The 12786-nt window shown below is 64.0% G+C and carries 12 protein-coding genes; 5 read left to right on the forward strand and 7 right to left on the reverse strand.

The window, feature by feature from the left end; translation table 11 throughout:
* Positions 1 to 50: 50 nt before the first annotated feature.
* Positions 51 to 1616 carry a 4-hydroxyphenylacetate 3-hydroxylase N-terminal domain-containing protein gene (locus BMI85_RS00750; protein WP_078519236.1) on the reverse strand — a complete coding sequence of 522 codons (1566 nt, stop codon included), beginning with the start codon at positions 1614 to 1616 and terminating at the stop codon, positions 51 to 53.
* 159 nt (positions 1617 to 1775) lie between these two features.
* Between BMI85_RS00750 and BMI85_RS20985 the strand changes: the two genes are divergently transcribed.
* From BMI85_RS20985 to BMI85_RS00775, 4 genes are all read left to right on the forward strand, one after another.
* The gene (locus BMI85_RS20985) at positions 1776 to 2522 is read left to right on the forward strand and encodes an IclR family transcriptional regulator C-terminal domain-containing protein (RefSeq protein WP_168174714.1); all 747 of its coding nucleotides are present in this window, start codon (positions 1776 to 1778) and stop codon (positions 2520 to 2522) included.
* A 129-nt stretch (positions 2523 to 2651) separates the two neighbouring features.
* On the forward strand, positions 2652 to 3521 hold the full coding sequence (locus BMI85_RS00765; RefSeq protein WP_078599178.1) for a dioxygenase: 870 nt from the start codon (positions 2652 to 2654) through the stop codon (positions 3519 to 3521).
* Positions 3522 to 3609: 88 nt separating this feature from the next.
* The gene (locus tag BMI85_RS00770; RefSeq protein ID WP_078599179.1) at positions 3610 to 4791 is read left to right on the forward strand and encodes a muconate/chloromuconate family cycloisomerase; all 1182 of its coding nucleotides are present in this window, start codon (positions 3610 to 3612) and stop codon (positions 4789 to 4791) included.
* Positions 4792 to 4795: 4 nt separating this feature from the next.
* Positions 4796 to 5431: a glutathione S-transferase family protein gene (locus BMI85_RS00775; protein ID WP_078599180.1), complete on the forward strand. Its 636-nt coding sequence runs from the start codon at positions 4796 to 4798 to the stop codon at positions 5429 to 5431.
* A 27-nt stretch (positions 5432 to 5458) separates the two neighbouring features.
* On the opposite strand, the gene BMI85_RS00780 is transcribed toward BMI85_RS00775, so the two are convergent.
* The 6 genes from BMI85_RS00780 to BMI85_RS00805 form a co-directional block, all read right to left on the reverse strand.
* On the reverse strand, positions 5459 to 6346 hold the full coding sequence (locus BMI85_RS00780) for a LysR family transcriptional regulator (RefSeq protein WP_078519240.1): 888 nt from the start codon (positions 6344 to 6346) through the stop codon (positions 5459 to 5461).
* Positions 6347 to 6461: 115 nt separating this feature from the next.
* On the reverse strand, positions 6462 to 7331 hold the full coding sequence (locus tag BMI85_RS00785; protein ID WP_078599181.1) for a transporter: 870 nt from the start codon (positions 7329 to 7331) through the stop codon (positions 6462 to 6464).
* Between the two features lie 115 nt (positions 7332 to 7446).
* Positions 7447 to 8523, reverse strand: coding sequence for a 4-hydroxy-2-oxovalerate aldolase (gene dmpG, locus BMI85_RS00790; protein WP_078599182.1), 1077 nt, complete (start codon positions 8521 to 8523; stop codon positions 7447 to 7449).
* Entirely contained in the window at positions 8520 to 9437 is a 918-nt protein-coding gene (locus BMI85_RS00795) for an acetaldehyde dehydrogenase (acetylating) (RefSeq protein ID WP_078599183.1), read from the reverse strand. The genes dmpG and BMI85_RS00795 overlap by 4 nt, the downstream gene beginning before the upstream one ends.
* Before the next feature lie 22 nt (positions 9438 to 9459).
* On the reverse strand, positions 9460 to 10266 hold the full coding sequence (gene dmpH, locus BMI85_RS00800; RefSeq protein ID WP_078599184.1) for a 2-oxo-3-hexenedioate decarboxylase: 807 nt from the start codon (positions 10264 to 10266) through the stop codon (positions 9460 to 9462).
* The gene (locus tag BMI85_RS00805) at positions 10263 to 11063 is read right to left on the reverse strand and encodes a fumarylacetoacetate hydrolase family protein (RefSeq protein ID WP_281480478.1); all 801 of its coding nucleotides are present in this window, start codon (positions 11061 to 11063) and stop codon (positions 10263 to 10265) included. The genes dmpH and BMI85_RS00805 overlap by 4 nt, the downstream gene beginning before the upstream one ends.
* 249 nt (positions 11064 to 11312) lie before the next feature.
* Here BMI85_RS00805 and BMI85_RS00810 point away from each other — a divergent pair, with 249 nt between their 5' ends.
* Positions 11313 to 12779 carry a 2-hydroxymuconic semialdehyde dehydrogenase gene (locus tag BMI85_RS00810; protein WP_078599185.1) on the forward strand — a complete coding sequence of 489 codons (1467 nt, stop codon included), beginning with the start codon at positions 11313 to 11315 and terminating at the stop codon, positions 12777 to 12779.
* The last annotated feature ends 7 nt before the right edge of the window (positions 12780 to 12786 follow it).

Consider the following 12786-nt stretch of genomic DNA (forward strand, 5'->3'; position numbering starts at 1 on the left):
CTTCCCCGGGGTCGTGGGCCGCGCGAGGATCCCGCGCAGCCCCTTCAGTCTCAGGCCTGGAACCCGCCCTTGAGGCGGTTCACGTCCCAAGGGTTCACGAGGTCCTTCGACACCCAGCCGTCGAGGTCGTATTCGCTCATGAAATTGTCGACGAGGCCGCGCATCATATCCAGCTCGCCCGTGGCCTGAGCGGTGAACATGGTCTCCATGCGGATCGCTTCGTAATTGCCCGCATAGTTGCTTTCATACAGCTCGTGACGGCCGCCGAATTCCGAGCCGATCGCGTCCCAAAGAAGCTTCAGCAGCTTCACCCGGTCGACCGCGACCATCCCGTTCGAGCCGCGCACGAAGCGGTCGAGATAGGGGCGCACGTCTTCCGATTGGAAATCGAGCGTCGAGGACGGCAGGTAGATCAGACCCGAGGCGACGTGGCGCTCGATCAGCTCCTTGATCCGGGAATAGGCCATCGGCGCGAAGACACGGTAGGCCATCGCCGAGGACGATTTCGGCGCGAGATAGCCATCGGTGCCGACCCAGTCATCGGGGTTCATGACCATCGCGTCCGAGAGGCCCCAGAACAGGTTGCGCCAGCCGATCACCTCGCCCACCGCAGTTTGCGGGCCGCGGAAGCCGCCTGCCCCGGTCGCATCCAGCGCCTTCGAGAACAGACCCGCGATGAAGTCGAGCTTCACCGCCAGACGGGTGCAGCCATGCAGCGTGAAGCGCGGCGCGAAGCCGGACGCCGGGAAGAAGCCGTTCACCTTCTCGATGTCGCCATAGAGGAACAGGTTCTCCCACGGCACGAGCACCTTGTCGAAGACGAGGATCGCGTCGTTCTCATCGAGGCGCGAGGAGAGCGGATAGTCGAAGGGCGTGCCCATGACGGCGGCGTTGAGCTCGTAGGACGCGCGGGAGATCAGCTTCACGCCGGGGCTGTCCATCGGCGCGGTGAAGGTCAGCGCGAACTTCTTGTCTTTGATCGGCACGCCGTAATAGCCGATGAAGTTGTAATGTGTCAGCGCCGAGCCGGTTGCGACCACTTTCGCGCCAGACACCACGATGCCCGCATCGGTCTCCTTCTCGACCTGCATGAACACGTCGCCGGTCTCCTCAGCCGGCAGGTGACGGTCGATCGGCGGATTGATGATCGCGTGATTCCAGTAGTCGAGACGCTCCTGCGACTTGGCATACCAGTTTTTCGCGTTCTGCTCGTATTCTCCATAATAGCCGGAATTCGCGCCCAGCGTGCCAAGGAAGGCCGCCTTGTAATCCGGGGCGCGCCCCATCCAGCCATTGGCGACGCGCTGCGTCTCGGCGATGGCGTCACGGCCCGCGATCAGGTCTTCCTTCGTCTTCGCGCCCTTGAAGAACGGGTGCGTCCAGCCGCCCGAGCCGGTATCGGTGGGACGCCCGATCGTGTCCTTCTCGGCATGCAGCTTGTCATACCAGCGCGCCACCATGCGCGACGAGTTGCGAAATGCCGGGTGCTTGGTGACATCCTTGACGCGCTCGCCATGGACATAGACTTCGCGGGCGTCCTGCAGGCTCTCGAGATATTCGTCACCGGTATAGGGGGTCGTGACGCCGCTCTGGGCGTCTTTCACTTGGTCTTTCATGGTTCCTCCTCCATCAGGTCGGATGAACGAAAGACATGTCCGACCTGTCCCCTTCACGGTGCCGGAGCCGGGCTGATACCGAAAGGTATCGACAAATACCGCGACTTTTTCCGGCAATACCGGAATTCTGGGACCCGAAATCACCGCGGGAGGGTCCAGATGAAGACATTACGCAAGGTCGGGGAGCTTTTGCGCCAGTTCACCGCCGCTCAGCCGGAGCATTCGGTCACGGACCTTTCACGTGCGATCGGCAATTCCGTGAGCGGCACGCATGACCTCGTGAACGGTCTGGCCCGAATCGGATTGCTGCGAAAGGTCGAGCGCGGGCGCTATCGGCTGGGTCCGCTGGTCGCGACGCTGAACCGCGCGTTGGAGGATAGTTCCGCGCTGACGGAGGCCGCACGCCCCGTGCTCGCAGCGCTCTGGCGCGACTATGGCGAGACGCTGCACCTGACCTTGCACGATCACGGGCGGCTTCTGGTGCTCGACGCACTGGAGGGCACGCAGGCGCTGCGGGTCTCTCGCGAGGCGCTGGGGTCGTGGATTGCGCTGCATGACAGCCCGCCGGGGATGCTGCATCTGGCACAGTTCTCCCCGGCCCAGCTTGATGAATATCTCGACCGGCACACGCGGCCCGGCTCGCGGCTGGAGGATCGCGCACGCCTGCGCGCGGAGCTGGACGCGCTCGCACGCGACGGGTTCAACGCGGGCGCGCCGAAGGACGAGGCGGATGTGATCTGCGTCTCGGCGCTGATCCGCGACCACATCGCCCAGCCCGTCGCGGTGCTGGTCATCTCGGTCCCCCGCTCGCGCCACGAGGTCCAGCCGCGCGCCTTCCGCAATATCGCCCTGGGCGCCGCGCGGACGATTTCCGAACGCCTGGGGTATGAAATTCGCCAAAACTGAACCTTTGAGGTATTACAGGATACCGCGCACCCGTCTGGCCCAAGCCGCGTGCACCATGCAAATCTCTCCTTATCGAATTGAAGGTGCTGCCCGGAGGAGGGCCGCCCACCGCATCCGAGGAGGAGACTTATGCGCAACGTAACCGTGGATAATGTGACCGATGTGGTCATCGACTCGCTGGGCCAGCACGCCACGCTCGAGCCGCGCCAGCGCGAGATCATGGAAAGCCTGATCAAGCATCTGCACGGGTTCTGCAAAGACGTGAACCTGACCCATGACGAATTTCTCTATGCCTGCGACTATCTGGGCCGCGCCGGTGCGCTGTGCTCGGACAAGCGTCAGGAATTCATCCTTCTGGGCGACATTCTCGGCGTCGAAGTTCTGGTCGACATGCTCTCGAACCCGATCTCGGGCGACGAGACCGTCTCGACCGTGCTCGGGCCGTTCTTCCGCGAGAACGCTCCGGTGATGCCGAAAGGCGCCTCGACCATTCAGAAGAACTTCGAGGGTCAGGAAACCGTCTATGTCGAGGGCCATATCCGCGACAACAAGGGCAACCCGATCCCCGGCGCGATCATCGACGTCTGGGAAGACGCGCCGAACGGTCTTTACGAGAACCACGATCCCGATCAGCCCGAATACAACCTGCGCGGCCGCTTTGAGAGCGACGAGAACGGGCATTACGCCTTCGTCGCGATCCGCCCCGTGCCCTACCCGATCCCCGGCGACGAGACCGCGGGCGAGTTGATCCGCTACATGGGCCACCACTGCATGCGTCCGGGCCATATCCACATGATGGTCACGCGCGAGGGCTACCGCCCGCTGATCTCGCAGATCTACGACGCCGATAGCGACTATCTCGACAGCGACTCGGTTTTTGCCGTGAAGGAAGACCTGATCGGCAAGTTCGAGAAGGCGCCCGAAGGCTCGGACACCGATCTGGTTCTGCGCTTCGACTTCACGCTGGGCAATCAGGCTCAGGCGATGGCCGCGGAATGATCCGAGTGGCGTAAAGAGTTCCCGGCGCCGCACGCGCGGCGCCGGATTTACCTTGAAGACCAATGACATATTTCGAAGGACAGAGCCGATGACTACGCCCGGCGTTGCGAAACTCGCAGATCATTTTCAGGGCGCGGACGCCCATGCGGGTCGCCAGATCGCGAAGATCGAGACGATGATCGTCGATTGCCCGACGACCCGGCGTCACAAGCTGTCCAACACGGAAATCAACTTCCAGTCCTATGTGATCGTGCGTGCCGAACTGGCCGACGGATCGGTCGGTTGGGGCGAGGCTTCGACGCTGGGCGGCCCCCGCTGGGCCGAGGAAAGCGTCGAGGCGATGAAGGCCAATATCGACACGTATCTGGCCCCGGCACTGGCTGGGGCCAATGCGCTCGATTTCGAGCTGAACGCCGCCAAGATGGCCAAGGCCGCGAGCCGCAACAACGCCGCGCGCGCCGCCGTGGATGCAGCACTCTACGATGCGGCCGGGCACTCGCTCGATCTGCCGGTCTCGGTCCTGATGGGGGGCGCGGTGCGCGACAAGATCGAGGTGATCTGGGCGCTGGCCTCGGGCGATGCCGATCAGGAGATCGAGGAAGCCAACCGCAAGTTCGACGCGCGCGAGCATCGCCGCTTCAAGATCAAGCTTGGCTTCAACGCGCCCGATCAGGACATGATCCGCCTGCGCAAGATCGTCTCGGCGCTGGAGGGCAAAGCCACCGAGATCATCGTCGACGTCAATCAGGGCTGGACCGAGGCGACGGCGATCCGCTACCTGCCGCAACTGGCCGAGATGGGTGTGTCGCTGATCGAACAGCCGCTGCGCCCCGGTCTGATCGCGGCCACCGCGCGTGTCGCCGCCCGCGCCGCGATCCCGATCATGGTGGACGAAGCCGCCTTCACCGGCCCCGATATTATCGCCAACGGCATCGCCGCGGCAGGCTCGGTCTATTCGCTGAAACTTGTGAAATCGGGCGGCCTGAATGAAATCAAGCGCGCCGCCGGGATCGCGCAGGCCTGCGGGATGGAGCTGTATGGCGGCTGCCTAATCGAAAGCGGCATCGGCGCCGCGGCGCATCTGGCCGTGTTCTCCACCCTGCCCCGGCTCGAATGGGGCTGCGAGCATTTCGGCCCGAAGATCCTGAAAACGGACCTGACCGGCGGCGAAATCCGCTTCGCCGATTTCCACGTCCATTGCCCGACCGGCCCCGGCCTCGGGATCACGGTGAACGAGGACGTGCTGGCCTCCGTCGCGCGGAAAGGCTGAGCCGATGCCGATCCTGCACTGGTCCCCGCGCTCGCCCTACGTCCGCAAAGCGATGGTCGCGCTACATGAGAAAGGTCTCGCCGATAAGGTCGAGACCGTGCGCACCCATGCCGATCCGATGATCCCGCATGAAGGGCTGATGGCGATCAACCCGTTGTCGAAGATCCCGACGCTGGAGCTGGAAGACGGCCGCGTGCTGTTCGACAGCCATGTGGTCTGCGAATGGGCCGATCTGGAAAGCGCGGACGGCCCGCAACTTTTCCCCGCCGATCCCGCCGCGCGGCTCGAGGCCGAGCGCGACGAGGCGCTGGGAACGGGGCTTCTGGACGTGGCACTGCCGTGGCTGGTGGAGCTGAGGATGCGGCCCGAGGAACAGCGGTCCGAGCAGATGCTCGCCGTCTACCGGACCAAGATGAACCGGGTTGCGGATTGGCTCGAAGACCACGCCCCGCGCCTGACCGAGCGGCCCTTCGATATCGGTCATCTGAGCATCGGCGTCGCGCTGTGCTATCTCGATTTCCGCTTCGACGGTGAGGGCTGGCGCGAGGGCCGTCCGGCGCTGGCGCAGTGGCATGCAGGCTTTGCCGAACGCCCCTCCGTGCAGGCCACGACCTTCCGCGACGACCCGCGCCCAACTTAACGCATCACTTGAACTTCGCGCCGCAACCTACTGTTTGCGTGCGAATTTACGCGTGACTTCCAGAAAGTGCATCACCTGCGGCGCGCGATTGTCGAGCCGCGCATGCACGGTCAGCCCGGTCCCCGGATTATAGCCCTTATAGGGCCGGAAGATCACGCCGGGGCGCTGCGTACGCGAAACAGATTGCGGCACCACCGCGATCCCCACGCCGACCGAGACGAGGCTGATCGCGGACTGGAAATCCTGCGCCAGATCAACTGCCTTCGGCTTGAACCCTTCCCGCGCGCAGATATCGAGCACGACATCGGCATAGCTGGGCCGGGGCTTGCGGGGATAGAGGACGAAGGTCTTATCGGCGAGATCGGCGAAATGGATTTCGGCGCGGGTGCCGAGGTCGGAATTGTCGGGCAGCGCGAGGATCAGCGGCTCGGTGCAGAGCGGCTCGCGGCGGAATTCCTCGTCATCAAGGATCGGGCGCGCCACCGCGATGTCGATCTCCCGGCTCACAAGCGCAGTGTGCAGTTCGGCATTGTTCATCGCCGAGAGCTGCAGCTCGACCTCCGGATAGAAGGATCGGTAGGATTTGATCAGCGTCGGCAGCACGCCGTGCGAAGCCGAGCCGACAAAGGCGATCCGCAGCCGCCCGCCCGCACCGGAGCCCACCATCTTCGTCTCGCGATAGGCCGCATCCAGCCGTTCGAGCAATTGCCGCGCGTGATCCTGCAACACCTCGCCCGCCTGCGTCAGCCGGATCTGGCTGCGCGAGCGGTCGAAGAGCTGCACCTCCAGCTCGGCCTCCAGCGCCGCGATCTGGCGCGACAGCGGCGGCTGCGCGATATCGAGCCGGTTCGCTGCGCGTCCGAAATGCAATTCCTCGGCCACCGCGAGGAAATATTTGAGCCGCTTGAAGTCCATTCCCACGCCTCCTCCCGTTGATACCATATAGGTCATAACGGAACCCTCCTCACTATCGCAAAAGGTATTGGATAATGCCGGGCACGAATGAGGGCTCGCGCCCGGCCGGGGAGGATCAGAAGACCTTCAGGAAACGCAGTTCCGCGACCACGTCGTTGCGGAACCCGCCATCGCTGTTCACGTCCTTTGCCAGCATCCCCTGCACCTGAACCGTCGGGGTGACGAAAGTATTGGCATAGAGGCGGATCTGATCGCGCTCGGTGCGCTGGCCGGTATCGGTGCCGCCCACCTTGATCTTGCCGCCACGCTGCGAGGACAGACCGAAGGACACGGAGGTCTTCTGGCCGAATTGCTTGCGCAGATAGGCCTGAACCTGCGTGGCGGGGCTGCGCTCGATCTTCTGGCCGCTCTCCGTGTGGTCCATCGTGACCGCCACATCGGCCATCGCGTCGAAATAGAGCCCCTGCCCGAGCCCCTGAATGAACCCGATCTGCGGCGTCAGCGTCCACGTCCCCGAGCCCGCGCTGACCTTCGACGCGTCATACTGCCCCGTGGGCGCGGTCACGAAGGCGGTCACGCCCAGCGTTGTCCCGGTCTCAGCGTTCGACGGCTGCACCGGCCAGACCGAGAAGCCCAGCGTCAGATCGCCCACGCCCGATTTGGTCGGCATATCCCCACCGCCGATCCGCGCGGTGTCGAAATTCACGATCGGCAGCACCGCCTGATAGAGCGCAGGCATCCCGAAGGCTTCGGAGTAGTGCAGCCCGCGCAGGACCATCAAGTTCACCTTGGCCTTGCTGTCGGGCACCTTCGTCCCGCCGAGCTCGAACGTATCGGCGCTTTGATGCTGCAGATAGAGCAGCCCGATAGTCGTGCCGGACGGCAGGATGTTGTAATCCCCCGGGGCCACGTCTATGGCATGGGCCGGCAATGCGGCAAGCGACATCAGCGCGCTCAAAGCGAGCGCGGCGCGTTTCAGTTTCATGGATTTCCTCCCTTCGCGTTTCTTTGGTCCGGTCGCTCCGGGCATCAGGGCTCCTCTTCCCCTACCCGGTCCGGCTTTCCGCGCGCCGTTGGGACCGACGCGCGGAAAGGATCTGTCAGGCGCTCTCCTTCAGCAGACCGCGTTCGCGCGCCATGGTCATTGCGGTGTCCTGGATCATGTCTTCCTGACCGCCGATCATCTTCTTGCGGCCCAGTTCGACAAGGATGTCGCGCGCCGGGATGCCGAAGCGCTCGCCTGCGCGTTTCGCGGGCAGCAGGAAGGTCGAATAGACCCCGGCAAAGCCCAGCGTCAGCGCCTCGCGGTCGGCGCGCACGACGTGATCCATGAACGGAACCACGACATCCTCGGCCAGATCCATCAGCGCGAAGGTGTCGGAGCCGGTCTCGATCTCCATCCGGTCGCATACAGCGGCCAGCACCTCGATCGGCGCATTGCCCGCGCCGGCGCCAAGCCCCGCCAGCGAGGCGTCGATCCGCGTCGCGCCCGCACCGATGGCGGCGATGGAGTTGGCGATGCCGAGACCGAGATTGTGGTGGCCGTGGAAGCCGATCTCGGTTTCCGGTTTCAGCGCATCGCGCATCATCGAGATCGCATGGGTGACCTCATGGGTCAGCATCGCGCCCGCGGAGTCCGTGACATAGACGGTGTTGGCGCCATAGCTCTCCATCAGGAGCGCCTGTTCGGTCAGCCCTTCGGCCGAATTCAGATGCGACATCATCAGGAAGCCCGACGCATCCATGCCAAGCTTGCGCGCGAAGGCGATATGCTGCGGCGAGGTGTCGGCCTCGGTGCAATGGGTCGCGACATGGACCGAGCGCGCGCCGCACTGATAGGCCTCTTCGAGCTCTTTCATCGTGCCCAGACCGGGGATCAGCAGCACCGAAATCGTTGCCTGCTTCACCACCTCGGCCACCGCCGAGATATATTCCGCGTTCGACGCCAGCGCGCGGCCATGCTGGATCGAGTTGCCACCCAGACCCGCGCCATGGGTGACCTGCATGTAAGGCACGCCCGCCGCGTCCAGCCCCTTGGCGATCCTCACCATCATCTCGACCGGGATCTGCTCGCGCTTGGCATGCATCCCGTCGCGCAGGGACATGTCGTGCAGTTTGACCTTGCGGCCCTCGAGGCCGGATTTCACTTTCTGTTGGATCACGCTCTCTGAGGTCATTGTGCCGGCTCCAGTTTCTTGAGTTCCATCGAGCCGTCGAGGATCCGCTCGGCGAACATCTCGGCGGTGCGTGCCGCCGCCGCCGTCATGATGTCGAGATTGCCCGCATAGGTCGGCAGGTAGTCGCCTAGCCCTGCGACCTCCATGAAGACCGCGACGCGATTGCCGTCGAAATCGGGGCCGTTCACCAGCTTGTAGCCGGGCACGTATTTCTGAACCTGCGCGATCATTTCCTTGACCGATCTGGTGATCGCGGCCTGGTCCGGCTCGCCCTCGACCTCGCAATAGATCGTGTTGCGCATGATCATCGGCGGATCGGCGGGGTTGATGATGGCCAGCGCCTTGCCCTTCTTCGCGCCGCCCACCTTCTCGATCGCGTTCGAGGTGGTGAAGGTGAACTCGTCGAGGTTCGCCCGCGTGCCCGGCCCGATGGATTTCGAGCTGAGCGAGGCGATGATCTCGGCATATTCGACCGTCTGCACCGCGCCCACGGCGGAGACGATCGGGATCGTCGCCTGACCCGCGCAGGAGATCATGTTGACGTTCATCGGCGTCGCTTTCGCCAGATCGCCAAGGTTCACCGGCGGCACACACAAGGGACCGATCGCGGCGGGCGTCAGGTCAACCATGAACACGCCCAACTCGTTGAGCTTGCGCGAGTTCTCGGCATGGACATAGGCCGAGGTCGCGTCGAAAGCGATCTGGATACCGTCTTCTTCGACATGGGGCAGCAGCCCGTCGACACCCTCATGGGTGACTTTCAGCCCCTTTTCCCTGGCGCGCTTGAGGCCGTCGGAATTGGGGTCGATGCCCACCATCCAGACCGGCTCCAGCACGTCCGAGCGCAACAGCTTGAACATCAGGTCGGTGCCGATATTGCCCGACCCGATCAGGGCACATTTGATCTTGTTCATCTTGAACCTCCTTGGCTCGGGATCACTCGGTGAAAGTGACCGTGATCGAGCCCATCTCGTAAAATCTCGCGGTGATGGAATCGCCGGGTTTGACGGCCACGGCGGCGGTGATCGCGCCGGCCATCACGAAGCTGCCCGCAGGCAGCACCTCGCCCATGTCATCGAGAACGCCGACCAGCATCGCGATCGCCTCGGCGGGGTGGCCCAGCACCTCGGCGCCCGCACCGATCTGGGCGATCTCGCCATTATGCTCCAACACGACGCCCACGGTCCGCAGATCGAGCGCGTCAGGGCGGATCATCCGCCCGCCCGGCACATAGCGGGCCGAGCTGGAATTGTCGGCCAGCACCGATTCCAGATCGAACTTGAACCCGGTGAAGCGCGAGTCGATGACCTCCAGCGCGGGCTGGACGTAATCGGTGGCGGCCAGCACGTCTTCTCGGGTGACCTTGCCCGACAGTTCGGTATGGGTGACAAAAGCGATCTCGGCCTCGACGCGCGGGTGGATCATGTCGCTGACGGTGATCTTGGAATTCGCCGGACGCTCCATCGCATCGGTCAGGAAGCCCACGCCGGGGGTCGAGACCCCCATCTGGGCCATTTTCGGCTTCGACGTCAGGCCCGCTTTCCAGCCGATCACCCGCTCGCCCTTCTTCTCCAGATTGCGCCGCAGCGCGGTCTGGACGCGGTAGGCGTCGGCGATGCTCAGATCGGGGTAATCCTCGGTCAGCTTGCGGATCGGCACCGCGTAGCGCTGCGCGGTCTCGACGCGCTCGGCCATGCGGATGATCGCTTCCTCATCGACGGTTTTCGGTTGATCGAGGCTCATACCATCGCCCTCCCGGCAAATCGCATCTCGCACGAGCCGATGCCCGCGATCTCGCAAGTGAAATGATCGCCATCCGTGACGGCCAGCAGCGGCGCCTGCGCGCCCGAAAGGATGATCTCGCCAGCTTTCAGCGGGATCCCCAGACGCCCGAGCGTATTGGCGAGCCATGCGACCGCCATCACCGGCGAGCCCTGCACCGCAGCCCCTGCCCCGGTGGCGACGACTTCGCCGTTCTTCTCGATCACCATGCCTGCGAGGCTCAGGTCCAGATCGCGCGGATCGGCCTTGGCCTCGCCCAGCACGAACACGCCGCAGGAGGCATTGTCCGCCACGGTGTCCTGAATCTTGATCTGCCAATCCTCGAAGCGCGTGTCGACGATCTCGAAGCAGGGCGTCACGTAGTCGGTCGCGCGGATCACATCCGTCACCGTCACACCCGGCCCGATCAGGTCTTCCTTGAGGCGGAAGGCCAGCTCGCCCTCGAGGCGCGGCTGCATCAGTTTCGACAGGTCGATCGTCGCGCCATCCTCGAACAGCATCCGCTTCGTCACCTGCCCGAAATCGGGCTGATAGACGCCAAGCGCGTCCTGAATGGCGCGGCTGGTCAGGCCGATCTTCTTGCCGACGACCTCGTCGCCCGCCTCCAGACGCCGCTCCAGCATTCGCAACTGGATGCGATAGGCGTCCTCGATATCGCTCTCGGGTTCGAGCGCGCTGATTTTCTGGGTCGGTCGGCCCGAGCGCAGCGCGTCATAGAGCGCATCGCCCAAGCTCTCGATCTTGGTGCTGTCCAGCATATGTCCTCCGTCGCGGCCCTCATCTGCGTCGGTCTCGTGAAACCGATACGGGCTGCCTCCGGATCAAGGCTAAGACGGCGGCGCGATACGCTCCAATACTTTGACGGGCCGGGCTTGATACGGGTTTTGCATCGCGCCCCGATGCGGCATCATGCAAAAACGGTATCGCGTGCGGGATGCAAAAGCATTGGAGCGTATCGGCCGGGTTGCCTAGCTTGTCGCCCAAGAGGTGGCTCACGGGAGGACGATATGACCACGCATAAGCTCTTCATCGACGGCGAATACCGCGCCGCGCAATCGGGCAAGACCTTCGACAAGATTTCCCCGTCCACCGGCGAAAAGATCGCCGATGTGCATGAGGCGCTGGCCGAGGATGTGAATGACGCGGTTGAGGCGGCACAGGCGGCGCTGAAAGGCCCTTGGGGCAAGATGCCGAAGGCGCAACGCTGCGATCTGTTGATGAAGCTCGCCGACGCGATCGACGCGCGCAAGGCCGATTTCATGGAAGCGGAAGTGGCCGATACCGGCCACACGCGCGGCTTTGCCGAGAAGGTCGAGATCCCGCGCGGGGCTGCGAATTTCCGGATCTTCGCGGAGATGCTCAAGAACACAGGCGGCGAGTATTTCCATATGGATACGCCCGATGGCACGGGCGCGGCCAATCTCGAACTGTACCGTCCGAAAGGCGTGATCGGGGTGATCTCTCCGTGGAACGCGCCTTTCCTTTTGATGACGTGGAAGGTTGGCCCGGCGCTGGCCTGCGGCAACACCGTCGTCGTGAAGCCCTCCGAGGAAAGCCCCGCCACCGCGACCCTGCTGGGCGAGGTGATGAACGAGGTGGGCATCCCGAAAGGCGTCTATAACGTCATCCACGGCTTCGGGCCGGACAGCGCGGGCGAGTTGCTGACCCAGCATCCGGGCGTCAACGGCATCACCTTCACCGGCGAGACCCGCACCGGCGAGGCGATCATGAAACAGGCCGCGGTGGGTCTGCGCGATGTGTCGTTTGAACTCGGCGGCAAGAACCCCGCCATCGTCTTTGCCGATGCCGACATGGACAAGGCGATCGAGGTCACGATGCGCTCGTGTTTCGCCAATACCGGGCAGGTCTGTCTGGGCACCGAGCGGATTTACGTCGAACGCCCCGTCTTCGAGGAATTCGTCAGCCGTCTGAAAGCGGGCGCGGAAGCTCTGATCCAGGGCGGCCCGGATACCGACGGCGCGACCATCGGCCCGCTGATCTCCGCCGAGCATCGTGAGAAGGTGCTGAGCTATTACAAAAAGGCCGCCGATCTGGGCGCTCAGATCATCACCGGCGGCGGCGTTCCCGACTTCCCCGAAGGCGACTATCGCAACGGGGGTTTCTTCGTCGAGCCCACGATCTGGACCGGCCTGCCCGAGGACAGCCCCATCGTGCGCGAGGAAATCTTCGGCCCCTGCTGCCACATCCAGCCCTTCGACAGCGAAGACGAGGTGATCGCGATGGCCAATGACACCAATTACGGGCTGTCGGCCACGATCCTCACCGAAAACCTCAGCCGCGCCCATCGCGTCGGCGGGCAGATGGAGGCCGGTCTCGTCTGGGTGAATTCGTGGTTCCTGCGCGACCTGCGCACGGCCTTCGGTGGCTCGAAATCCTCCGGGATCGGGCGCGAAGGCGGGGTGCATTCGCTCGAATTCTACACCGAGCGGACGAACCTCTGCCTCAAGCTGTGAGCGTCCT

Source organism: Thioclava sp. DLFJ4-1 (assembly GCF_002020145.1).
In the GTDB taxonomy this organism is placed as follows: Bacteria; Pseudomonadota; Alphaproteobacteria; order Rhodobacterales; family Rhodobacteraceae; genus Thioclava; species Thioclava sediminum.